The sequence below is a fragment of the Grimontia marina genome, assembly GCF_900060185.1.
GTDB classification, from domain to species: Bacteria; Pseudomonadota; Gammaproteobacteria; order Enterobacterales; family Vibrionaceae; genus Enterovibrio; species Enterovibrio marinus.
In genome coordinates this window covers 26,023-48,563 of the sequence record NZ_FIZY01000008.1, presented here as the reverse complement: position 1 = coordinate 48,563, position 22,541 = coordinate 26,023, and the positions used below count along the sequence as shown (strand labels likewise).

Annotated in this window: 22 protein-coding genes; 19 read left to right on the top strand and 3 right to left on the bottom strand. The window is 48.1% G+C overall.

The annotated features are described in order from the left end of the window. Positions 1-13: 13 nt before the first annotated feature. From GMA8713_RS06120 to GMA8713_RS06055, 13 genes are all read left to right on the top strand, one after another. Positions 14-931, top strand: coding sequence for a branched-chain amino acid ABC transporter permease (locus GMA8713_RS06120; protein ID WP_062706867.1), 918 nt, complete (start codon positions 14-16; stop codon positions 929-931). After that, positions 928-1,944: a branched-chain amino acid ABC transporter permease gene (locus tag GMA8713_RS06115; protein WP_062706865.1), complete on the top strand. Its 1,017-nt coding sequence runs from the start codon at positions 928-930 to the stop codon at positions 1,942-1,944. Before GMA8713_RS06120 ends, GMA8713_RS06115 begins: the two co-directional genes overlap by 4 nt. Beyond that, positions 1,937-2,701: an ABC transporter ATP-binding protein gene (locus GMA8713_RS06110; RefSeq protein ID WP_062706863.1), complete on the top strand. Its 765-nt coding sequence runs from the start codon at positions 1,937-1,939 to the stop codon at positions 2,699-2,701. The genes GMA8713_RS06115 and GMA8713_RS06110 overlap by 8 nt, the downstream gene beginning before the upstream one ends. A 1-nt stretch (position 2,702) precedes the next feature. After that, on the top strand, positions 2,703-3,392 hold the full coding sequence (locus GMA8713_RS06105) for an ABC transporter ATP-binding protein (protein ID WP_062706860.1): 690 nt from the start codon (positions 2,703-2,705) through the stop codon (positions 3,390-3,392). Between the two features lie 2 nt (positions 3,393-3,394). Then, positions 3,395-3,814: an acyl-CoA thioesterase gene (locus GMA8713_RS06100; RefSeq protein WP_062706858.1), complete on the top strand. Its 420-nt coding sequence runs from the start codon at positions 3,395-3,397 to the stop codon at positions 3,812-3,814. Continuing rightward, positions 3,811-4,827: a carbon-nitrogen hydrolase family protein gene (locus GMA8713_RS06095; RefSeq protein WP_062706856.1), complete on the top strand. Its 1,017-nt coding sequence runs from the start codon at positions 3,811-3,813 to the stop codon at positions 4,825-4,827. The genes GMA8713_RS06100 and GMA8713_RS06095 overlap by 4 nt, the downstream gene beginning before the upstream one ends. Positions 4,828-4,864: 37 nt before the next feature. Next, positions 4,865-6,007, top strand: coding sequence for a cupin domain-containing protein (locus GMA8713_RS06090; protein WP_062706854.1), 1,143 nt, complete (start codon positions 4,865-4,867; stop codon positions 6,005-6,007). A gap of 68 nt (positions 6,008-6,075) precedes the next feature. Next, positions 6,076-6,996 carry a fumarylacetoacetate hydrolase family protein gene (locus tag GMA8713_RS06085; protein ID WP_062706852.1) on the top strand — a complete coding sequence of 307 codons (921 nt, stop codon included), beginning with the start codon at positions 6,076-6,078 and terminating at the stop codon, positions 6,994-6,996. Further along, entirely contained in the window at positions 6,996-7,739 is a 744-nt protein-coding gene (locus tag GMA8713_RS06080) for a maleate cis-trans isomerase family protein (RefSeq protein WP_062706850.1), read from the top strand. The genes GMA8713_RS06085 and GMA8713_RS06080 overlap by 1 nt, the downstream gene beginning before the upstream one ends. 63 nt (positions 7,740-7,802) lie before the next feature. Continuing rightward, a complete protein-coding gene (locus GMA8713_RS06075; protein ID WP_062706848.1) occupies positions 7,803-8,075 on the top strand; it encodes an Lrp/AsnC family transcriptional regulator in 273 nt (90 codons plus the stop codon). Positions 8,076-8,197: 122 nt separating this feature from the next. Next, the gene (locus GMA8713_RS06070; protein WP_062706846.1) at positions 8,198-8,737 is read left to right on the top strand and encodes an isochorismatase family protein; all 540 of its coding nucleotides are present in this window, start codon (positions 8,198-8,200) and stop codon (positions 8,735-8,737) included. A 365-nt stretch (positions 8,738-9,102) separates the two neighbouring features. After that, positions 9,103-10,683, top strand: coding sequence for a gamma-glutamyltransferase family protein (locus tag GMA8713_RS06060; protein WP_062706841.1), 1,581 nt, complete (start codon positions 9,103-9,105; stop codon positions 10,681-10,683). Positions 10,684-10,705: 22 nt separating this feature from the next. After that, positions 10,706-11,437 (top strand): DUF599 domain-containing protein, encoded by a 732-nt coding sequence (locus GMA8713_RS06055; protein ID WP_062706955.1) that lies wholly within the window; start codon positions 10,706-10,708, stop codon positions 11,435-11,437. 49 nt (positions 11,438-11,486) lie between these two features. Here GMA8713_RS06055 and GMA8713_RS06050 read toward each other — a convergent pair whose 3' ends face one another. The 3 genes from GMA8713_RS06050 to GMA8713_RS06040 form a co-directional block, all read right to left on the bottom strand. Then, a complete protein-coding gene (locus tag GMA8713_RS06050) occupies positions 11,487-12,290 on the bottom strand; it encodes an IclR family transcriptional regulator (RefSeq protein WP_002538697.1) in 804 nt (267 codons plus the stop codon). A 124-nt stretch (positions 12,291-12,414) separates the two neighbouring features. Further along, positions 12,415-14,163: a cobaltochelatase CobT-related protein gene (locus tag GMA8713_RS06045; RefSeq protein ID WP_062706839.1), complete on the bottom strand. Its 1,749-nt coding sequence runs from the start codon at positions 14,161-14,163 to the stop codon at positions 12,415-12,417. Further along, on the bottom strand, positions 14,160-15,143 hold the full coding sequence (locus GMA8713_RS06040; protein ID WP_062706837.1) for an AAA family ATPase: 984 nt from the start codon (positions 15,141-15,143) through the stop codon (positions 14,160-14,162). The genes GMA8713_RS06045 and GMA8713_RS06040 overlap by 4 nt, the downstream gene beginning before the upstream one ends. A 209-nt stretch (positions 15,144-15,352) precedes the next feature. On the opposite strand from GMA8713_RS06040, the gene xsc reads away from it, so the two are divergent. The 6 genes from xsc (at position 15,353) to GMA8713_RS06010 (ending at position 22,475) form a co-directional block, all read left to right on the top strand. Next, complete coding sequence (xsc, locus tag GMA8713_RS06035; protein ID WP_062706835.1) at positions 15,353-17,164, top strand: sulfoacetaldehyde acetyltransferase; 1,812 nt, start codon at positions 15,353-15,355, stop codon at positions 17,162-17,164. A gap of 152 nt (positions 17,165-17,316) precedes the next feature. After that, the gene (locus GMA8713_RS06030) at positions 17,317-17,748 is read left to right on the top strand and encodes a nuclear transport factor 2 family protein (protein WP_198159458.1); all 432 of its coding nucleotides are present in this window, start codon (positions 17,317-17,319) and stop codon (positions 17,746-17,748) included. Between the two features lie 42 nt (positions 17,749-17,790). Continuing rightward, on the top strand, positions 17,791-19,242 hold the full coding sequence (locus GMA8713_RS06025; protein ID WP_062706831.1) for an FAD-dependent oxidoreductase: 1,452 nt from the start codon (positions 17,791-17,793) through the stop codon (positions 19,240-19,242). A gap of 267 nt (positions 19,243-19,509) precedes the next feature. Beyond that, positions 19,510-20,460: a TRAP transporter substrate-binding protein gene (locus GMA8713_RS06020; RefSeq protein WP_422615191.1), complete on the top strand. Its 951-nt coding sequence runs from the start codon at positions 19,510-19,512 to the stop codon at positions 20,458-20,460. An 84-nt stretch (positions 20,461-20,544) separates the two neighbouring features. Beyond that, positions 20,545-21,096, top strand: coding sequence for a TRAP transporter small permease (locus tag GMA8713_RS06015; RefSeq protein ID WP_046303200.1), 552 nt, complete (start codon positions 20,545-20,547; stop codon positions 21,094-21,096). Positions 21,097-21,134: 38 nt separating this feature from the next. Then, a complete protein-coding gene (locus GMA8713_RS06010; protein ID WP_046303199.1) occupies positions 21,135-22,475 on the top strand; it encodes a TRAP transporter large permease in 1,341 nt (446 codons plus the stop codon). Positions 22,476-22,541 lie beyond the last annotated feature (66 nt).

Sequence of the window (22,541 nt, the reverse complement as noted above, 5' to 3'; positions counted from 1 at the left end):
TGTAGGTGAGAAGATGTCGTTACTCCTCATAGTAGAGCAGTTATTAAACGGGATACAGCTAGGTGTCATGCTGTTTCTCGTCTCATCGGGGCTGACTTTGGTGTTCGGCGTGATGGGACTGATTAACTTGGCTCACGGTTCCCTTTACATGGTAGGTGCGTTTGCGGCGGCTTATGTGGCAAGCATCACCGGCTCATTTCTCGCTGGTATTGCAGCGAGTGTGGTGGTTGCGGGGCTTGTTGGGGTGTTGGTGGAATGCACGGTCATGCGAAAGCTGTATGCGCGTGACCACCTCGATCAAGTACTGGCTACATTTGCGCTCATCCTCATTTTCTCCGAAGGGACAAGGCTGATATTTGGTTCGTTTCCCCTGTACCTGTCCATACCTGATTACCTATCAGGCCCAGTGACGCTTCCCGGTGGAATCAACTATTCACTGTATCGTTTGGTGTTAATTGTTGTTGGCTTGTGTATTGCCGTCGCACTGCACCTTTTGATCAGTAAAACCCGGCTGGGGATTCAAATCCGGGCAGGGGAAAGCGACAGGGAAATGATCGCCGCTTTGGGTGTGAATATCTCTAAATTGTACACAGTGATATTCGCTATTGGTGCGGCATTAGCAGGGCTTTCCGGCGCCTTGGTCGGTGCAATCCAGTCGGTGCAGGTTGGCATGGGTGAACCGGTTCTGATCATCGCGTTTGTGGTGGTGGTGATTGGTGGTATCGGCTCCATTAAAGGGACATTTTATGCCGCAATTTTAGTGGGTCTCGTGGACACCTTAGGAGGGTACTTGCTGCCCATCAGCTTCATCTCGCTGTTTGGTCCTGAAGCGCACGAAACAGGGGCTACCATCGCTTCGATGCTGGTGTACATCCTTATGGCTTTGGTATTGCTGTTTAAACCGGCAGGTCTGTATGGAGCATCGCAATGATCCGTTCCCATTCACTTAAATTGGCAAGCCCATTGTCTTCGAACTCACTCAATGTGCTGCTCTACCTTATTCTGCCTTGTATTGCATTTATCGCATACCAAGTGGAAGAAACATTTCTGATTACGCTTTCCACCCGTGTTGCCATCTTTGCTCTGGCAGGAATTGGTTTAAACATTGCGCTAGGTTATGGCGGCTTAGTGAGCTTGGGTCACGCCGCTTTTTTCGGGCTGGGTGGCTACTCTATGGGTATTCTTGCCAGCCACGCGCAAGACTATGTTCCGCTGTATGAAGGCATCTTTACCCTTCCAGGTACGCAATCTATGCCGATTATTTGGTTGGTGGCACTGATTTCGAGTGGTATCGCGGCGTTCATTATTGGGCTTTTGTCCCTTAGAACGTCGGGCGTCTACTTCATTATGGCGACCTTGGCCTTTGGTCAAATGTTGTATCACTTTGCCATTAGCTGGTCACGCTATGGCGGTGAAGACGGGCTGGTTATCTATTCCAGAAACACCTTTCCTGGTTTGGATACCCTAGACCCTCTCCAATTTTTCCTGATCACGTTTGTATTGCTGTCGGTGGTGCTCTATTTCACTGCTCGACTTCGTTTTTCGCCATTTGGCATGGTGCTAAAAGCAGTGCGACAAGCCCCTGGGCGCGTAGAAGCCATTGGTGTTCATCCAATGAAAGTTCGACTCATTGCGTTTGTGATTTCAGGGATGATCACTGGGTTAGCTGGGGCTTTATATGCCGACTTAAATCGCTTCGTCAGCCCTGAAATGTTTGGTTGGCAATTGAGCGGTGAAATCATGATCTTCGTGATTCTAGGTGGTGTGGGGCGGTTGTTTGGGCCGGTGGCGGGTGCAGGTGTGTTTGTGTTTCTGGAGTACCTGCTGGGCGGATTAAGTGATTTTTGGCATATCTACCTAGGCCTGATTCTGCTGTTCGTTGTGCTCTACGGCAAAGGCGGCATTGTCTCAATGCTATCGAAGAAGGGGGAGGGGCATGAGTGATCCTGTTTTGGCTGTAAGTGGATTGTCAAAATCCTTTGGCGCGCTAAAAGCGACGCAGAACGTCTCATTTGAGTTGGCCCCAAATGAGATACATGCCCTGATTGGTCCCAATGGTGCCGGGAAGTCGACCTTGATTAAACAAATTGCGGGTGAGCTTCTGCCGGATGCAGGGAAAATTCAATTTTTGAATAAAGACATCACAGAGTTTGGGGTGGTGGAAAGAGCGAGAATGGGCTTAGGTAGGAGCTTTCAAATCTCCTCTGTCGTGCCGGAATTTACTGTGATGGAAAACATCCTTCTGGCTATCAAAGGGCGAGAGCGAGGCTGTTTTCACTTCTTTAAACATTGGATGTCTGATCCCTGTCTGAACGAACAAGCGGAAGAGTTTGCGGCTAAGACCAAGCTTCAGCATCGCCTCACAGCCGTCGCATCAGAACTTGCCCACGGAGAGCGCCGACGACTTGAACTTTCTATGGCGCTTGCTTTGAAGCCCAAAGTGTTTCTACTTGACGAACCCATGGCGGGACTGGGAAGCGAGGGGGCGTTGGAAATGACAGAGCTGTTGTCGCAATTGAAGTTCGACGCACCGATTCTGCTTGTTGAGCACGACATGGATGCCGTATTTGCGCTAGCAGACTCCATCAGTGTCTTGGTGTACGGCGAGGTCATTGCTAACGGCACAGTTGATGAAATTCGGTCACATCCGGATGTTCGAAGAGCCTATTTAGGTGAAGAGTCCGAAGAGGAAGGTGTTTGATATGAATCTACTCACGGTCGCTGGATTAGAAGCCTCTTATGGCGCATCAAAAGCCCTTTTTGATGTGAACTTAACGGTTGATCAAGGTGAAGTTGTTGCCTTGATGGGGCGCAATGGCATGGGGAAAAGCACGACCATAAAGTCGATATGCCGAATGCTGACCAACACCCAAGGAGAGATACGTTTTCTGGATCGCTCCTTACACTCGATGGCGTCTTATGAAGCGGTGCGTTTAGGGATTGGGCTGGTGCCTGAAGGGCGACGCTGTTTCCCGAACTTAACGGTTCAAGAAAACCTGATTGTCGGTTCCCAAACCGGCCATTGGGATATTGAAAAAGTCGGCGAATTATTTCCGCGCCTGATAGAGCGGGCGCACCAGTCGTGTAAAACCCTGTCGGGTGGCGAGCAGCAAATGGTTGCGATAGGAAGAGCCCTAATGACTAATCCTAAGTTATTGATATTAGACGAGGCAACGGAAGGTCTTGCGCCCATTGTACGTCAGGAAATATGGAGTGCGATCAAAGCACTAAAAGCAACGTCAGACATGGCCATTTTACTCATTGATAAATCGATAAAAGAGCTATCGAGTGTGGCGGACCGCGCGGTGATCCTAGAGCGAGGAATGAGCGTGTGGGAAGGGTGTTTAAATACGCTTGATGACGAAACGTTAAATGAGCGCTTAGGGGTCTAAAGATGGCTTTTATAATCAAACAGAAAGTGCTTTTTAAGCACTGTGATCCGGCTGGAATTGTCTTTTATCCCCGGTATTTTGAAATGATAAATGACGTTGTGGAGATGTTTTTCTCCGATGTGTTGCAGCGGCCATTTGAAGAGCTGCTAAAAAACGGTGGCTTACCAACAGCGGAGATCAGTACCCGTTTTCATTCTCCCAGCAGGCACGGGGATTGTTTACAGATTTTGCTTGAGCCCAGGCATCTTGGTCACTCGAGTATGGGCGTTGTTGTTATCGCCATGTGCAATAGCGAAGAACGTTTTACGTCATCTCTCACGCTGGTGAACGTCGATTCAGGGGGAAAATCCTGTAAGTGGGATGACGCGATTCGCGAAAAAATCACATCGATGTTGTCGCCTGGCATGGAGAAGATGCAATGAAAGAATTTCCAACATTCAAAGCTGCTGCCGTGCAAACGAGCCCCGTATTTCTTGACGCAGATGGCACAGTAGAAAAAGCGGCACAACTCATCTCAAAAGCCTCGGAAAATGGTGCAAAGCTGGTGGTGTTTCCTGAATCATTCGTGCCCGGTTATCCCTATTGGAACTGGATCACGGACCCTGTTACTGGCAGTGAATGGTTCGAAAAGCTGGTGAAAGCCTCCATCTTTGTGCCTGGCCCTGAGATTGATGTAGTGTGCGCAGCAGCTGCCGCTTGCAATGTGTATGTAGTGATTGGTGTTAACGAACGCTCCAAAACATCCTTGGGTACCTTATATAACACACTGGTTTTTATTGACCCGCTCGGTCAGATCATGGGGAAACATCGCAAGTTGGTTCCCACATGGGCCGAAAAACTCACATGGACGGGCGGTGACGGCGCTAGCTTGACGGTATACGACACCGACATTGGCCCACTCGGTGGCCTGGCATGCGGAGAGAACACCAACACATTGGCGCGTTACAGTTTATTGGCGCAGGGTGAACTGGTTCACACCGCAAGTTACATCTCTCTGCCTGTCGCGCCTGCTGACTATGACATGGCCGAAGCCATCAAGCTCAGGGCAATGTCGCATTCCTTCGAAGGCAAGGTGTTCACCGTTGTCTCCACCTCAACCATATCCGAAGAAATCATCGAAGAGATGGAGAAAATCAGACCTGATGCTCGCCAGCTGATGGAGAGAAAATCCAGTTGTTACTCGGGCGTCATAGGTCCTGATGGTCGATCAGTCGGCGATGAGTTGATTGATGAGGAAGGTATTGCATATGCCGATATTGACCTGACACGCTGCATTCAGCCAAAGCAAATGCATGACATTGTTGGGCATTACAACCGGTTCGATATTTTTCAACTGACGGTCAATCGCACCAAGCAACACCCGATCCGTCAATCAGACAATCAAGAGATCGCGAAAGATGAGCCTTCCGACGCTCAGGCTTCTCAAGAACGTTAGTCGGCACAGGGCAGTACGCATACAGAGGGTGAGCAGTATGAACAATGTAAAGGATAGCGTTGGCAGCAACCAGAATCGCTCTGATGACCAACTTGGCCGGTCAAGAGTGAAAGATAACCAGGTTCTGGAGGATTACTACTCCGAACTTGAAGGAGTACACACTGGGGCATTTTGGAAAGTCGCCAATGCGATTGAGCCCTGGGAGCCTAAAGCATTATCAGAGCCTGTGGTTTGGCGAAATGAAGTACTCCGAAAGCTGGTATTGAAATCACTGGATTTAGTGAGCCCTGAAGATGCTGGTAGACGTGTGGTGTATTTGAAAAATCCCAAACGGACAGACGTCAGTGCTGCCTGTGGTTGGCTGTTTTCCGGTTTGCAAGTGATGCAACCCGGAGAAAGGGCAGGCGCACACAAACATGCGGCCTCGGCGTTAAGGTTCATCATGGAAGGCAAAGGCGCTTATACCATTGTGGATGGTCATAAAATCGACCTTGGTGCGCGTGACTTTGTCATTACCCCAAATGGGACATGGCATGAGCATGGTGTCTCCGAAGATGGGGAAACCAGTATATGGCAAGACGGACTAGATATTCCTTTAACCAACGTGCTGGAATCCAACTTCTATGCTGTTCACCCAGAGGGATACCAAACGGTTACCCTGCCAGAAAATGACAGCCCACTGACCTATGGCGCACCGGGTTTACGACCAGAGTTAGATAAGTGGGATAAACCTTATTCCCCGTTAATGAAATATTCGTGGGATCAAAGCTACGAAGCGCTGTTGAACTACTCAAAAGTCACAGATGGCTCACCCTATGACGGGGTTATTATGCGCTATGTCAATCCTCAAACTGGGGGCGATCCTATGCTGACCATGGGGGCCAGTTTACAACTCTTGAGACCGTCTGAGCACACCAAAGCGCATCGCCATACGGGTAACATTATTTATCAAGTAGCCAAAGGCTCTGGATATTCGATTATCAATGGGCAGCGGTTTGATTGGAAAGAGAAAGACATTTTCTGCGTACCGACATGGATGTGGCACGAGCACGTCAATACGTCATCATCGGAAGATGCCTGTCTGTTTTCTTTTAATGATTTACCAACCATCAAAAAACTGGGCTTTTATGTGGAGCAAGCCTTGGTTGATAACAATGGGCATCAACTTGTTGAGGCGTAAAGCCAGAGAGTTGTTTTCAGAATCTGATAGCTCAGTTTGTATATATTCAAATCACGAAGGATGTGTAAATGAAACTTATCACTTATCGAAACGGGCCACACGCTGAAGCTCGCTTGGGTGTTGTCGTAGACCATATGGTCGTGGATGTTGAAAGATTGGGAGATGCATTCGGGCAGACCTTTTCCAAGGATATGCTTGGATTGATCGATCAAGGTCAGGACGCCGTGGCGGCAATTCGCCGGGCGTTAGAGCATACAGAATCAATTCGGCCGCCAGGTATCGCCACTGCGATAGAAAATGTCACTGTATTGGCACCGATCCCTAAGCCGAGAAAGAACATCTTTGGCATCGGTCTAAATTACGTGGAGCATGTCGCTGAGTCGGCAAAATCGCTGGATACGTCTAAAGATTTGCCGGAAAAACCGGTTGTATTTTCAAAACCACCCACCAGTGTTATCGCGACAGGTGAACCCATCCAACATAACGCCGCGATGACCCAGCAACTGGATTGGGAAGTAGAATTAGCGGTTGTTATCGGCAAGCGGGCAACGCGCATCAAGAAAGAAGATGCGATGAGCTACGTGTTTGGTTACACCGTGATCAACGATGTTTCTGCCCGTGATAACCGCAGAGCCGGACAATGGATTTTTTCCAAAGGTCAGGACTCTTACGCGCCAATGGGGCCCTGTATTGTGACGGCAGACGCTATCGAAAACCCGCACAATCTCGAATTATGGCTGACTAAAAATGGTGTGGAAAAGCAGCGCTCGAATACACGGCATTTGCTGTTCGATATCCCCACCCTGATTTCTGATATTTCAACAGGTATCACCTTGGAGCCAGGTGACATCATTGCTACAGGGACACCTTCTGGAGTGGGTGCAGGGCGCGACCCACAAGAATGGATGTGGCCGGGGGACGTTATTGAGTGCGGCGTCGAAGGCATAGGGGTAATTAGGAACCCAGTGATCAACATTGGAGCGGTATAATGACCAGGACGTATAAAATTGGGCAAATTGTCCCCAGCTCTAACCTCACGATGGAACGTGAAATTCCTGCAATGTTGAGGGTAAGGGAGAAATTTTACCCGGAGACATTTTCTTTCCATTCCAGTCGAATGAGAATGAAGCACGTCACGCCGGAGGAGCTCAAGTCAATGGACAGTGACAGCGACCGGTGTGCATTGGAGTTGTCAGATGCCGATGTTGATGTCATGGGATATGCATGCCTTGTTGCCATTATGGCGCAAGGCAATGGTTATCATCGTGAAAGCCAGAAAAGGCTGCATGAAGTCACCCTAGCTAACGGCTATCCAACTCCCATTGTAAGCTCTGCTGGCGCACTGATAGATTGCTTAAAGCTGATGGACGCAAAAAGAATTTCATTGATTACGCCCTACATGAAACCTTTGACGAAATTGGTTTGCGACTACATTGAATATGAAGGGATCGAAGTGCACGATGCCATCTCACTTGAAATCCCCAATAATCTTGAAGTTGCTGCACAAGACCCCTTTAATCTGGTCGATATATATAAACGACTTGACCTGACAGGGATTGATGTATTGGTTTTGTCGGCGTGTGTCCAAATGCCATCGTTGGCTGCCATACAAATCGTGGAAGATGAATGTGGGATACCCGTTATTTCAGCAGCAGTGGCGACAACACATCAAATTCTTACTAACTTGGGTTTGGAAGCGAAGGTTCCAGGTTGTGGAAAGCTACTCTCTTGAGGAGTCGTCACGATACACCACAACGCCGTCAGCAAGTGGCGGTAATAAACAGGAGATAGTCTCATGCTTACGTCAATCATCTTTTTCAATGTTGAACGCGATAAAATCAATACTGTGGCTGAACAGTTGGCGGACCTAAAGGAAATGTCCGAAGTCTTTTCTGTCAGCGGTGCTTATGATTTGATAGCGATTGTCAGAGTGAAGCAAGCCGATGATCTATCGCGGCTTGTTACAGAGCAAATGGCTAAGATTGATGGGATCGTAAAAACGGATACTATGCTGGCGTTTAAAGCCTACTCTCGACATGATCTTGAAAGCATGTTCAGTTTTGATTGAGTGCTGTTGAAAGTCAAACGCCCTGCTCGCGGGTCTGGATGGCGTTTATCAGCGGGGATGGCGTTACTGGAATACCTAATCCAATAGCATAGACTCAGCATCATCACACTAGAGGCGTTGACATGTTATCACGGAAGAAAACGGGACTGATTATTGTTGATATTCAGGGGAAGCTCGCTCGTACAGTACATCACAGTCAGATGCTAATTTCCAATTGTGGAAAATTGATTGCAGGGGCCAGAGCTCTCGACTTACCCATTGTTCTACTTGAACAAAACCCGGAAAAGTTAGGTCGCACGGTAGAAGAGCTAAGCGTTCACCTAGATGGAATCCATCCAATACCAAAGTTTACTTTCAATGCGTGTGATGCCCCGGACTTTCTAGAAGCTATTAACTCGTTGAATGTGGATTCTTGGTTAGTTTGTGGTATCGAGGCACACATTTGTGTCTATCAAACGGCAAAAGGGCTGGCTGATTTAGGGTTCAAGGTGGAGCTCGTCAGTGATTGTGTTTCTTCTCGTCTTTCTTCCAATGTGCAGCTAGGTATCGATCGTTTAAAGAAAAGTGGTGTTGAAATCACAGGTTTGGAAATGTGTCTTTATGAACTGGTGAAAGATTGTCGGGAGCCTGAATTTAAAGAGATACTGAGCCTAATTCGTTGAAGCTAAACTTGCAGCATTATAGAACAGCTTTTCCATATCATTTGGCTATTACTACTCTATCTTGAGGGAACCCTGATGAATGAAGCTACCTCCTGGATCTTAGGGAAAACCTCTTTAATTAAGCGATTTTCATCCCATTCGCTCGTTTTAAATATGGCGACAATGCAGGCTATTATTTCTTTGTCGTAATTCAGTATGGGTACAGAAATGTTTATCTTTCCGTGGCTTATCTCTTGATTGGTTATGCAATATCCATTTTGCTTAAACTTCGTCTCTACACCACTTTCTGTGTTGTTTTTAGCTTTATCAGTCATATCTGCGGTGGTGATTTTCCGTCGTAATACGAATAAAAATGGAGTTTAACAGTGAGTTTGTCTCAATCATCCTCGTGGAATATCAAGAAGAAAGTTGTTCGTACGCACCGAGGTGTGGTGACGTCACAAAGCCGTATTGCGTCAGAAATTGGTGCTGAGGTTCTAAGAAAAGGCGGAAACGCAGTGGATGCGGCAATAGCAACATCGTTCGCCTTAGGCGTCGCGGAGCCCTGGATGAGCGGTATCGGTGGTGGCGGCTTTATGGTGATTCGTTTAGCTAAAACTGACGAAGTTAAGGTGATCAACTTCGGTATGAAGTCCCCTAAGAATCTTAACGTCGAAGATTATCCGCTGGTTGAAGGTTCAGCGACAGATTTGTTTCCTTGGACTCGCGTCCATGAAGACAGGAATGTGACGGGAGCGCTCGCGGTTGCTATTCCTGGCCAAGTGGCTGGAATGGGGTTGGCTGCTGAGCATTTTTCATCTCTTCCCTGGAAAGCACTCATTGAGCCTTCCATAGACCTTGCTAAGAAAGGGCTGGTCGTTGACTGGTATGCACAGTTAGTTATTTCTTCCGTCGCCAAAGATCTGGTGCCGTTTAAAGCGTCTGCGGAGACGTTTTTGGATTCTGGTCTTTTCCCTAAATCTTCAGCGTGGACGTCTCATTCATCGAACGTCTGCGATCAGTCACGTCTGGCTAAAACGCTGGAAACCATAGCGGAAGAAGGCCATCAAAGTTTTTACCGCGGGGAGTTAGCAAGAACTATGGTCAATGAACTCGCTAAAGCAGGGGGCAGGCATAGTTTGGAAGACTTCGAAAGTTACACAGCCACTCTGCAGACTGCGGACAAATACAGTTATCGCGACCATACCATATTTGGTACGCCGTCAATGACTGCCGGTCCAACCTTAAAACGCACTTTTTCACTGATGGAGAATTGGCAGCCAGAGGGCAATTCTCCTGACTCAAAAGCCTACAAGGTCTACGACACTGCAATTAGGTTAGCGAACGAAGAGCGCTACCGCTTTATGGGAGATGAACGTAAGGAAGTAGCACCTAGTTGCACGACACATTTTAACGTTGTTGATTCTGAGGGAAATTGCGTATCGGTGACCCAGACACTGTTTTCCATTTTTGGCTCCAAGTTGATGTTGGGAGACAGTGGCATTCTTATGAACAATGGGATCATGTGGTTTGATCCGGAACCTAATAAGCCAAACTCGCTCGCTGCGGACAAAAAATGCTTGGCGAATATGTGTCCCACCATTCTCAAACGCAACGATGGTCTTTGTTTCGCGTTAGGTGCATCGGGTGGACGCAAGATCATGCCTGCTGAAGCGCAACTTTCCTCGTTTATCTTGGATTACAAGATGGATATAGAGAAAGCGATGTGTATGCCAAGGATAGATACCAGCCTCAGTGAGCTCACGATTGTGGATGACACAATGGATGAAAACCTCATTGAAGATTTAAGGGGAACAATACAACAGGTCAAATTAGCCCCGAGGACGATATATCCGTTCAACTTCGCTTGCCCAAGCATCATTTCGAGTCAGGTTGTCGGTGGCCAACTTGAGAATGCTGGTATCACAGAGGTGATGTCAGCCTGGTCAGATGCGATCAAAGAATGAAAGGCGTGATGGGTGGCAGAGGATGAGTGAATTCTTACTAAAGCTAAACGACGGAGATTTGGTTGCACTTGTTGTTCTCTTTTTGTCTCTATTTCTTTATGAGCCTATAAGTAAGGCGATATTTGGGAAGAATATTTCCAGCCAAATGATGTTGTGGAGAAAAGCGTGGGCAACCCAGATGCTCTGGCGCCATGAGAGAATTACGGATGTCAGCTTGGTGCGAGGATTGATTCACAATGTGTCTTTCTTCGCTACAACGACCGTTTTTGTTATTAGCGGCTTAGTTGCGCTATTAGGTGCAAGCCACTCAATCACCGAAAAGTTAAACTCATTTTCTTACTTGAATGGCACGACAGAGGAGGCAGTGGTTTTAAAAATAACGAGTTTGTTGATTATCATGGTGATTGCGTTTTTTGAATTTGCGTGGTCTATGGGTTTACACGCGAACTCTTTGCTTATGCTGGGGTCAGCGCCAGAGCCGAGTGAAAAGGATTCAAAAGCGACGAGCCTCGTTGTCAACAAACTCTCCGAAATGAGCGTGCTGGCCTCATACCACTTTCAATATGGTGTGCGAGCTTATTACTTTGGAATATCCTCACTGGCTTGGATTATCCATCCTTATGTTTTCTATGCTGTTTTCCTGATTGTTATTCTTATTATTTTGAGAAGAGAGTTCTTTTCAAGAGCTTTCTATATCACGTCAATGGAAGACATCGAATGGCCAACCTCAGACTCCTCAACGGGGAATCGTTAGGATCGGCAAGTAGTTGGAATATTCGTATTTTTGGTGTGTACCGGTAGCATCAAGAATCTTCACCCCAGCTTTCTTCTTCTATCTTCGCAAACGCGAGAGATGCCCTTTGCAGTGCAGGGAGGAAATGTAAGGCTTGGTCGGCTTTGAGTCGCATGATAGGTGCCTGAATGGCGACAGCGAGATTGGATTTTCCGCGCTTGGATGGCACAAGAACCGCGACACACAACAATCCGGGTAGGAACTCTTCGTTGTCGATGGCGTAACCGCAGGCACGAACGTTTTCCAGTTCTTCCTCCAACGAAGCCAGGTCAGTGATCGTTTTCTCGGTGAAGGCGGTCATTTCAGAGTTACCAAGCAGTCTGCGGCGCTGAGAAGGGGTCATATTGGCCAGAAACAGTTTACCTGTTGCTGAGCAGTGAACGGGGACTCGGGAACCAGGGTGTAAATGGAAACGCAATGGAGCTTCCGTTTCAACGCGGTCTACGTAAATGACCTCACCGCCGGACAGGGATGTCAGGTTACAGCTTTCACCCACTTCATCTCTTAATTGGCTCAACAGGTTGTGTCGTGCGCTGTGCGTGGTGGAGTTGAGCAAGACATTCTCTGCCATATGACGCAGTCTTGCGCCTTTACCATAGTGTCTGTCGTCACCGTCGCGCTGGATGATACCCGCACTTTCCAGCTGTTGAAGCATTCTATGCAGTGAAGGCTTAGGGATGTTGGTTTCTTCGGTGAGATCTTGTAGCGAGAAAAATTCGTCTTTTTTAGCGATAAGTTCCAGCAATGAAAATAGACGTAATGTTGGCGTGTCGCCGTCCACAACAGCCAGATCAGATTTGTTCTTCGTTTTCATGGTTCTCCCTTATTCCATACCCGCCATATATATCAAAATTCTGGAAAATGACAACAAACCATCTTGAAAAATGAAATCCTCTGCCATTTATCCCGCTTCGGCGTTGACGACTAAATCACGGTTTTCATGACCTCCTTTTGCCATCAGATCTTCGTACTGATTCTGCAATCAGTGTGATGACATCGTTGAAAGTCGCACTATCAGGTTGGAAGTCGATGTCTAAGGTTAAATTGAGTGGGTAAAAGCGGCTAAGGTCCACACCCACACCCAGAGCAGTGATGATATCGCCCTGTTTTTCTCGGCTTGCTATGACTTGCTTGAGGTGGTTATCCAAATAGAAGTCGTCATTGATCAGGTTGGTGGCGGTATCCATCGGACTTCCATCAGATATCACCAGCAATAGATGTCTTGAGGCATCTATCTGACGCGACCTTGCACATGCCCATTCAATCGCTTCGCCATCAATACCTTCACGGAAAATATCTCCCTTCATCAATGCCGCCAGGTTTTTAGAGCCTTGGCGCCAATGTGTTCCAGCATCTTTGAAAATCAAATGGCACACTTCATTCATTCTGCCTGGCATGGCTTGCCTACCTGTCATTAGCCATTTTTTGTAAGGCCGCCCGCCATTCCAAGCACAGGTTGTGTATCCCAGAACTTCAGTAGGCACGCCACCAATGCCAAGTGCCCTGACCAGCCCATCAACGAGATGGATAATGTTTTCCATGTGCTGTCTCATGGAGCCGGAGCAGTCAATCAGTAGGGTGACAGCGCTATCAGGACGTTCAACGAAGTGTTCTTTGATAAATACGCGCCTTTCCGTAGGCGATGAGACAGCCTGTGGAAGGCGGCTTCCATCGATGTAACCTTCCTCCTCCTCAAATTGCCAGCCGTCGCGCGTTTTTTGGTTCAAACAAAGCAGTAGGCGTCTGGATATTTCCCGAAGGTTCAGTCCCAGATGAAGAAAGCGTTTATCAAGATGTGAGCGAAATTCTGTAAGCTGTGCTTTTCTCACCAAACTGCATGCGTCGATCTCGGTATCGAATTCACGGTTAAAAACCCGATATTGAAGACGGTGCATTTCAAATGATTTGCTGTTTCCCCCTGTGACTGAAGAGTAGGTATTGTCGGCTTCTATATCCGTGTTGAGTAACAGGGGAAAAGCACTGAGGATCTGCTCACTCCTTTCACTGCCATCTTCATTGTTCTCACACTCACTCACCATGTTGGACACTTTCTCAGCCAGTGATAGAGCGTATCGGCCGTAAAAAGTTTGATGGTCTTTATTGCGACGAAGACCTGCCAGTTCTGAACCCAGACTGGGTGTGATACCGGCGCGGGTCGCCTCTATTAAATCTTCAATTTCTGGGTCGATGGGCGTTGAAAACAGGCGTGAACGGACAATCTGTATCACAGTGAAAATTAAGATACCGAGCTTTGATTCCATCAGATTCGCGTGCAATGCGAGCCTGCTCCAAGCGTCAAACCGATGGCGAATATTTTGTTGTGTGCCTGGCTGGTGGTTTCTGCTGAGAAGAGCTTCTGTGCGAAATTGTTCCAGGAGGTCATACAGCATGCCAGCGACAGGGTCTGCAGGCATGGTTGAGCGGTGAACATCAGGATCGCTGAATAATAGACGCGCTGAAATTGAATCAGCCCGCCCGCGCTGTGCTTGCGCATCATGGTAAAGGTCATGAGCCTGTAAGTGAGCGGCCGAGATCGGCACATACACCGCTCCATTGTAAAAACGCTCACCACGAAGTTTGAGCTCCGGGTTGCCCGTTTCCGATCGGATGGTTGCCAGAGTCAGTTCCCGTCTGCGCTGCTGGGCTCGGGTAAAAGGTGCGGGCTCGGGGTGGTGAGCGCGACTCATCTTTCAGCACCCGTTAAAGCGGAGTCTTCCTTGATGACTTCCTCATTAAAACAACGTTGATAAAGCTCGTTGATGATTGGCCATTCAGCTTCATCACATTTATTGAGGAAGGTGAGGCGGAAGGCAGTTCTAGGGTCACTGAATATTTCACAATTCTCTGCCCACGTGATCACGGTTCGTGGCGACATTAAGGTTGATATGTCACCGGTTGAAAACGCTTTGCGTGTCAGGTTGGCAATCTCAACCATTTGAGCCACCAGCTTTCGTCCGCGTTCTGTGTTTTTTGATGGAACACGCGCAAGAACAATCTTGGCTTCTGTTTCTGGCTTGAGGTAGTTCAGAGTGACAACCAGATTCCATCGGTCGATCTGGGCTTGGTTTAATACCTGAGTACCATGATACAGGCCCTGCAAATTGCCTAAACCGACAGTGTTGGCTGTGGCAAACAGGCGGAATGAAGGGTGAGGCTCTATCACCCGGTTTTTGTCAGTCAGGACAAGCTTTCCGTCTTTCTCAAGTAAGCGCTGAATAACAAACATGACATCAGGTCTGCCGGCGTCATATTCGTCGAGGATCAGCGCAATCGGTTGTGCCGCAGACCAGGGCAGAATACCGTCCTGGAATTCGGTGACCTGCTTTTCGTCTCGGATCACCAAGGTATCTTTTCCTACCAAATCCAATCGACTGATATGCCCATCAAGGTTAATCCTCATGCAAGGCCAGTTAAGCCGGGCTGCAACTTGCTCAATGTGGGTGGATTTACCCGTGCCATGTAGCCCTTGAATCAGTGTTCTCCGGTTGTGAGCGAAGCCCGCGAGAATCGCACTGGTCACTTCTGGATTGAAGACATAGTCAGGGTCGATTTTGGGCACTAACTCGCTGGTGCTGGAAAAAGCGGGTACAACTAACCCTGTATCGATACCGAATGTTTCTTTGGCCGACACCTGGATATCGGGTCCTTGCATCATCGTCCTCTCCATTTTTCCTCCGTTATTAAGCCTTTAGCGAGCCTTCTTATGTCTTGTTTTTACCAACGAGGCGATTTCTCGCTGGTGAGACTTTCGATATCAAAAGTTCCGTTATATGAATTTTTGGTTGACCAATCCCGAAACATGTCATTAACTAAATTTTAAATTCCGTATAACGAAACATTAAATTCCATAATATGAAATTTAGCAAGGAGAACATTATGAGTGAATCATCGATGCGCACTGTTGTTGAAGGTCCAACCAAGATGACGCCATCAGAAGCATTCGTGGAAACACTGGTCGCAAACAACGTCACAACGATGTTTGGCATCATGGGCTCTGCATTCATGGATGCGATGGATATCTTCGCGCCTGCGGGTATTCAAATGATCCCGGTCGTTCATGAGCAAGGTGCAGCGCACATGGCAGATGGTTACTCACGTGTATCAGGGAATCATGGGGTGGTGATTGGACAGAATGGCCCAGGGATCAGTAATTGTGTGACTGCGATAGCAGCGGCTTATTGGGCACACAGCCCAGTGGTGATGATTACACCGGAAACAGGAACCATGACCATGGGGTTGGGCGGATTCCAAGAGTGTAATCAGCTGCCAATGTTTCAGGAATTTACTAAATACCAAGGACATGTCACTCACCCAGCAAGAATGGCGGAGTACACAGGACGCTGCTTTGACAGAGCCATGAGCGAAATGGGCCCAACGCAACTGAATATTCCGCGCGACTATTTCTATGGTGAAATCACTTGTGAAATTCCAAAACCTGCCCGTTTAGACCGTGGTCCTGGCGGTGAGAAAAGCTTGAATGAGGCTGCTGATATTCTCGCAGAAGCCAAGTTCCCTGTGATCATTTCCGGTGGCGGCGTGGTAATGGCTGACGCTGTAGAAGAGTGTAAAGCGCTGGCTGAGCGTTTAGGTGCGCCAGTGGTAAACAGCTATCTGCACAATGACTCTTTCCCGGCTTCACACCCACAATGGTGTGGTCCACTGGGCTACCAAGGCTCAAAAGCGGCGATGAAATTGATCGCGCAAGCAGACGTTGTCATTGCTTTGGGTTCCCGTCTGGGTCCATTTGGCACCTTGCCACAACATGGTCTCGATTATTGGCCGCAGAACGCCAAAATCATCCAGATTGACGCTGACAACAAAATGCTGGGATTGGTGAAGAAAATTTCAGTTGGTATCTGTGGTGATGCGAAAGCAGCAGCGGTGGCACTGACTGAACGGTTAAGTAGCCGAGAGCTGGCTTGTGACAGCAATAAAGAAGAGCGTCTCGGCATCATGAAACAGGAAAAAGATGCCTGGGAAAAAGAGCTGGATGAGTGGACGCATGAAAAAGACGCTTTCAGCCTCGATATGATTGAGCACAACGCGAATGAAACTCCATTTTCCGGTGGCGAATACCTCCATCCGCGCCAAGTCCTGCGCGAGCTTGAAAAAGCCATGCCTGAGGATGTCATGGTCTCTACTGACATTGGCAACATCAACTCCATTGCTAACAGCTACCTAAGATTCGAAAAGCCCCGCAGCTTCTTCGCGGCAATGAGCTTCGGTAACTGTGGTTACGCTTTCCCAACCATTATTGGCGCCAAAATGGCAGCACCAGACAGACCCGCTATTTCTTACGCTGGTGACGGTGCGTGGGGAATGAGCCTGGTTGAAACCATGACCTGTGTACGACACAACATTCCAGTCACCGCAGTGGTATTCCATAACCGTCAATGGGGCGCAGAGAAGAAGAACCAGGTTGATTTTTACAACCGTCGATTTGTGGCGGGCGAATTGGATAACCAAAGCTTCGCAGAAATTGCACGTGCGATGGGTGCGGAAGGTATCACTGTAGATCGTTTGGAAGATGTTGGCCCAGCACTCAAAGCAGCCATCGACAAACAAATGAACGAAGGGAAAACCACCGTGATTGAAATCATGTGTACCCAAGAGTTGGGAGACCCATTCCGTCGTGATGCGCTTTCTACACCTGTTCGCTTCCTAGAAAAGTATCAGGATTACGTTTAACCGCGTGTCGCGAAGTCGACAGCACCGAGAAGGAAAATTCTTTAAATAAAGAGTGAGTGTTTGGCTGAGTGCTCTCGGCCAGACCTCTCTAAAAAATTAACCCGAGACAGATTTCAAAAATAACAAGGATCAGCTTAAAGCGCTGACCGCGGATGAAAAGGAGTTTTAACGTGAACAACCCTACGACTCAGGCAAAACCGGATTCCATCACTACTGACTTTTTGGACGCGTTTTCGAAAGCGTGGAATGACCATGATGTTGAAGCACTGATGACATTTATGACGGATGACTGCGTTTTTCTTACGGCAGCCGGTAGTGAACTGCAAGGCACCACTATTTCAGGGTTTGATGCCGTCCGCGATGCATTTGAGCAAGTCTGGAAAACCTTTCCTGATGTGTGTTGGAAAGATGCAGAGCACACGATTTTATCCGGGAGCAAAGCCATCACTGAGTCTACTTTCTGTGCAACAAAGCCTGATGGCAGCCGGATAGAAGCGCGCATGGTGGATGTGTTTACGCTCCGTGACGGCAAGATTGCAGTGAAAAATGCCTTCCGCAAAGACAGACCTGCCTTAGTGGTTTGATTGTTGTTGGGATTCTTGTAGCAATTGATATCGGAGCAAGCAATGGAATCAGCCAGTCAAGAGATATCTGGTGTCGAAAAGGAGCTCTCCCGCTCCCCGACGCCAGCAGTTGATGCTTATGACCCCGCCTACGATCCCCTTGTGGATGCGACGCCGGGCAAGGGTAGGGATTATTCTCCTTCATATTGGATTGGTACGGCGGGTACGCCACCGGAAGACGATGGACCACTGCCCGGTGATACTGATGCTGATGTGGTGATCGTCGGCTCGGGGTTTACCGGACTGACCGCTGCTATTTTTCTGGCAGAAAACTATGGCATTAAAGCGACTGTTCTAGAGGCGAACCGCACCAGTTGGGGATGCAGCACCAGAAATGGTGGTCAGGCTCAATGCGCTTCTGGCCGGTTAAAGCGTTCACAGTGGATTGAGCGATGGGGACTAGATACGGCGCTTCGCATGCATCAAGAGTGTGTAGATGGCATGGAAACGTTCAAATCGCTGATCAAAGACATCGATTGTGATCCCCAGCCGGGCGGACATCTCTATATTGCTCACCGAGCGAAGGTGATGCCAGGGCTAGTCAAAGAGGCGCAACTGCTTCGTAAAACGTTTAATTATGATGCTCAAATCTTTGATGCCCAGACTGTCAAAGAACAATACGTCAACGATGTGGAAGCGGCAGGGGCGTTGCACGAGCCTGAGGGTATTGGCATACATGCGGGTAAATTGGCCTTTGGTTATTTGAAAAAAGCACGTGCTTTAGGCGTGAAAGTACACCCTGCCAGCCCTGTGACTGGGTGGGAGACGCGAAAAGGCATCCACTACCTGCAAACACCACATGGCACGGTAAAAGCACAAAGCGTAGGGATTGCAACAGGGGGCTATACCTCCCAATCGCTGCATCCTCAGCTGAAAAACCGCTTGTTGCCGATACTGTCTAATTCCATGGTAACGCGGCCTTTAACACCCTCAGAAATTGAGGCGTGCAATTTCAGAACAACGCAGATTATCACAGACACCCGTGTTCTTCGGCATTACTACCGGTTACTTCCGGATAATCGGCTACAAATTGGCTCGCGTAGCGCCATTACCGGTTTCGATGCACCAAAGCAGAAGTACGAGGACAAGCTGTACGCGGACATGGTTCGAAAATTCCCTGCGTTAAAAGGTATCAGTATCGACTACTCGTGGTGGGGCTGGGTTGATGTGAGCCATGACATGATGCCGAGGATTTTCCAACCAAACGAATCTGAGACCCTTTATTACGCATTGGGTTATGGAGGCAATGGCGTGATGTACTCCGCGCAGGCTGGCAAACGGTTAGCGCAGTGGATTGCGGGTGACACAAAAGACCTCAATCTTCCGATTTTCCAGTCAAAGTTACCTTATCCAAATGTAAGGGAGCTTGTTGAGTCAGAACACTTTGCGCCATTTCGGCGGCTTGGGCAGCGGTTCCTATATCGTTGGTATCACTTAAAAGACGAAGTGCTCTAGAGATATAGGCGCATGAATTCGAATCAGAAATTGATAGGCGCTCGCTGCAGCGCACCTGTTTGATGGAACCAAGCATGATACCAAACTTGCCGCAAATAGATGATTCAGGTGGTTTGGGGCAATAACACAGATATCTAGCATAACGTTTTGCCACCTGTATTGGGTGGCTAGCACCCGAGGAAAGTCAGAACCAATACATTAATTAAAGAGGTTAAGATCATGAAATTAATTCGTAGTAACGTCCTCGCTATTTTCACCGCTTTCAGCATGGCGCTGACCACTCCGCAGTTATACGCTCAAACATTCAAAATGGCGCTGGGTGATGCTGCTGGTGGTACACAATGGGAACTGGGTAAAACGTTTGCTGAAAAACTCAGTGATAAAACGGGTGGTAAAGCTAAGGTTGACCTCTTTCCCAATGGCCAGCTAGGTACCGAGCAAGACACAGTCAACAATGCAGCCATCGGCTTGCTTGATTTCTCTGTATTAGCTATCAACAACGTGACGCCTTTTTCTCCCACTGTTGGCTTGTTGACGATGCCGTACGTGATTCAGTCAGCAGAAGAAGCGAGACTGCTGACGCAAGGCGATATCGGCAAAGAGCTTGTGGAGAACACCATACGTGATGCAGGGGTCAGAATTGTTGGTTGGGCGTATTCGGGTTTCCGCGTTCTTACTAACTCTAAACGCCCTGTCAAAACGCCTGAAGATCTCAAAGGTTTGGTGATCCGCGTTCCCCGCAATGAAATCATGATTGCTTCCTATCAAGCGCTGGGTATTAACCCTACACCCATGGCGTGGTCGGAAACCTTTACCGGCCTCCAGCAAGGTGTAGTTGACGGTCAGGACAATCCTTACATCACTATTTCTGCCATGAAATTCAATGAGGTACAGAAGTACGTGACCAATATTCGTTATATCTTCTCGATGGAGCCACTCATCATCAGTGAGTCGGTCTTCCAGGACCAATCACCCGAAATGCAAAAGGCTATTTTAGAGGCTGGTCAGGAAGCCACGGTAAATAGCTTTGAGTTTCTTAAAAATACGGAAGATCGCATCAAGAAAGAGCTGGTAGCAAAAGGCATGGAAATCACTGAGCCTGCTGATAACGAAAAAGAATGGATTGAGAGCGTAACAACCGTTGTTTGGCCGAAGTTCTATAGCAGCATCGGTGGTAAAGAAAAACTGGATAACGTACTGAAACAGCTCGGTCGATAATCGAAATACCCGTCGGGCACAAAGTGTGTCCGATGGGTTAACTATTGAACTCACCCTTGAAGCCTGAACGTTGAGAGTAAGAGCATGTCGATAATGTTAACAGTGCGTCGTCACCTAAACAGGATTGAAGAATACATCTGCTGCTTGTTTCTGGCGGTGTTTGTCACGCTGTTGTTTACGCAGATCCTAGTAAGACAGTTTTTCCAATACTCCATTCCGTGGGGAGACGAAGTCGCGACCTATTTATTCGTTTGGTTTACCTATTTAGGTGCTGTTGTCGCAGCAAAAATGTCTGCTCATAACCGAGTCTCTTTCCACTTTAACTACTTTCCACCCATCGTAAAAACCGTCTGCGAGACGATCGCCGATCTGCTCTGGATTGCTTTCAATCTGTATTTTGTTTACCTGAGTTATGACTTTGTTTTCAACAAGATGAACTTATTTTGGAAGTCTCAAACCACCGGTATCCCAATGAAGTACATCTACATGATTCTGCCCATCGCGTTTTTGCTGATGTCGATACGGATTCTATGGAATGTCATCGACCGGTTGAAAGGTATTGAACACGATGACCCAGAGGCAGAAGAGATCCGCAAGCTCAGCGAAAAAAAGATGGACATTCCAAAGCTGCCATAGGTCGGCGGTAACGAGATAGCGAGAAGGGATTCAACCTTATGGAAGCCTATTTAACACTCATTTTATTTGGTGGTTTTTTAGTTCTGCTGGTGCTTGGGGCGCCTATCACCGTTTCATTGGCTGGCGCATCGATGGCGGCCTACCTGATTTTGGATAAAAACCCTATTGCACTGGTGCAAATCGCATTTACGTCTGTAGGGAACTTTCCACTGATGGCTCTGCCATCTTTTGTCTTGGCGGGAGCCTTGATGGAAGCGTCCGGTATATCACGCCGATTGGTCGATATCGCTGAGAACATGGCAGGACCAGTGACAGGCGGACTGGGAGCGGCAACGGTTTTTGCCTGTCTTTTTTTTGGCGCGATATCCGGTTCAGGTCCAGCCACCACGGCAGCAGTGGGGATGTTGATGATACCTGCCATGGTAAAACGCGAATATGAAGCGAGCTACGCGTCAGCGGTGACAGCTGCAAGCGGCGGCTTAGGAATAATCATTCCTCCGTCCATTCCAATTGTCATTTTCGGAATCTCTGCGATGGGGTTGATGGCACCGCCAGAAGCAATATCCCTGCATGGCGAGTTCGATACTGTCTCCATCCCCAAACTGTTTATTGCAGGTGTTGTTCCCGGACTGATCATGGCGACAACCCTGATATTGACCAACTACTACATCTCAAAACGTCGTGGCTACAAAGGCTTGATGGAGTCCTGGTCTCTTCCTGACATCAACCACTCGTTACGCCGGGGTGTATGGTCGATTCTCGCGCCCTTTTTGATATTGGGCGGCATCTATAGTGGCATTTTTACGCCAACTGAGTCGGCTGTGGTCGCGATTTTCTACTCGCTGTTTGTGGGGTTCTTTTTACATAAAGAACTGAAATTTAAGAATGTGCTTAAGTCTTTGACCACCACAACATGGATAACTGGCCGGGTTCTGCTGATTCTCTTCGCTGCCACGGTTTTCGGGCGTCTTCTTATCGAGCAGCGAATTCCGGTTCATGTGGCTGACGCGCTATTGAGTGTCACGGACAACATGTATCTGGTTTGGGCCCTGACTATCATGCTACTGCTTTTTATTGGCATGTTTATGGAAACCCTGGCGGCCATCATGATCATTGTGCCCGTTCTATTGCCCATCATGTACATGCTGGGTGCAGATCCCACACACGTTGGCATAGTCGTGATATGTACGTTGTCGATAGGATTTGCGACACCGCCACTGGGAGAGAACATTTTTGTTGCGTCCGGTATTGGCGGCTCGAGTGTCGAGCAGATTACTTCACGGATCCATCCCTTCGTTTTCGCCTCGGTGCTCGGTGTGTTTGTTATTGCCTTCTTCCCACAACTTACCCTATGGCTTCCTTCGCTAGTGGGCCCATAAAGAAGGGGCACACAGAAGCATTGTATAGAGATGTCAGCGCGTATTCCCATGAGGATATTGGGGTTT

Excerpts from the sequence above, each read along its gene's own strand:
- GMA8713_RS06090 (WP_062706854.1), top strand. The coding sequence starts at position 4,865 with ATGAACAATGTAAAGGATAGCGTTGGCAGCAACCAGAATCGCTCTGAT.
- GMA8713_RS06105 (WP_062706860.1), top strand. The coding sequence starts at position 2,703 with ATGAATCTACTCACGGTCGCTGGATTAGAAGCCTCTTATGGCGCATCA.
- GMA8713_RS06055 (WP_062706955.1), top strand. The coding sequence starts at position 10,706 with ATGAGTGAATTCTTACTAAAGCTAAACGACGGAGATTTGGTTGCACTT.
- GMA8713_RS06075 (WP_062706848.1), top strand. The coding sequence starts at position 7,803 with ATGCTTACGTCAATCATCTTTTTCAATGTTGAACGCGATAAAATCAAT.
- GMA8713_RS06040 (WP_062706837.1), bottom strand. The coding sequence starts at position 15,143 with ATGGAGAGGACGATGATGCAAGGACCCGATATCCAGGTGTCGGCCAAA.
- GMA8713_RS06030 (WP_198159458.1), top strand. The coding sequence starts at position 17,317 with ATGAAAAGGAGTTTTAACGTGAACAACCCTACGACTCAGGCAAAACCG.
- GMA8713_RS06110 (WP_062706863.1), top strand. The coding sequence starts at position 1,937 with ATGAGTGATCCTGTTTTGGCTGTAAGTGGATTGTCAAAATCCTTTGGC.
- GMA8713_RS06115 (WP_062706865.1), top strand. The coding sequence starts at position 928 with ATGATCCGTTCCCATTCACTTAAATTGGCAAGCCCATTGTCTTCGAAC.
- GMA8713_RS06010 (WP_046303199.1), top strand. The coding sequence starts at position 21,135 with ATGGAAGCCTATTTAACACTCATTTTATTTGGTGGTTTTTTAGTTCTG.
- xsc (WP_062706835.1), top strand. The coding sequence starts at position 15,353 with ATGAGTGAATCATCGATGCGCACTGTTGTTGAAGGTCCAACCAAGATG.
- GMA8713_RS06120 (WP_062706867.1), top strand. The coding sequence starts at position 14 with ATGTCGTTACTCCTCATAGTAGAGCAGTTATTAAACGGGATACAGCTA.
- GMA8713_RS06050 (WP_002538697.1), bottom strand. The coding sequence starts at position 12,290 with ATGAAAACGAAGAACAAATCTGATCTGGCTGTTGTGGACGGCGACACG.
- GMA8713_RS06100 (WP_062706858.1), top strand. The coding sequence starts at position 3,395 with ATGGCTTTTATAATCAAACAGAAAGTGCTTTTTAAGCACTGTGATCCG.
- GMA8713_RS06020 (WP_422615191.1), top strand. The coding sequence starts at position 19,510 with ATGGCGCTGACCACTCCGCAGTTATACGCTCAAACATTCAAAATGGCG.
- GMA8713_RS06045 (WP_062706839.1), bottom strand. The coding sequence starts at position 14,163 with ATGAGTCGCGCTCACCACCCCGAGCCCGCACCTTTTACCCGAGCCCAG.
- GMA8713_RS06015 (WP_046303200.1), top strand. The coding sequence starts at position 20,545 with ATGTCGATAATGTTAACAGTGCGTCGTCACCTAAACAGGATTGAAGAA.
- GMA8713_RS06070 (WP_062706846.1), top strand. The coding sequence starts at position 8,198 with ATGTTATCACGGAAGAAAACGGGACTGATTATTGTTGATATTCAGGGG.
- GMA8713_RS06095 (WP_062706856.1), top strand. The coding sequence starts at position 3,811 with ATGAAAGAATTTCCAACATTCAAAGCTGCTGCCGTGCAAACGAGCCCC.
- GMA8713_RS06025 (WP_062706831.1), top strand. The coding sequence starts at position 17,791 with ATGGAATCAGCCAGTCAAGAGATATCTGGTGTCGAAAAGGAGCTCTCC.
- GMA8713_RS06085 (WP_062706852.1), top strand. The coding sequence starts at position 6,076 with ATGAAACTTATCACTTATCGAAACGGGCCACACGCTGAAGCTCGCTTG.
- GMA8713_RS06080 (WP_062706850.1), top strand. The coding sequence starts at position 6,996 with ATGACCAGGACGTATAAAATTGGGCAAATTGTCCCCAGCTCTAACCTC.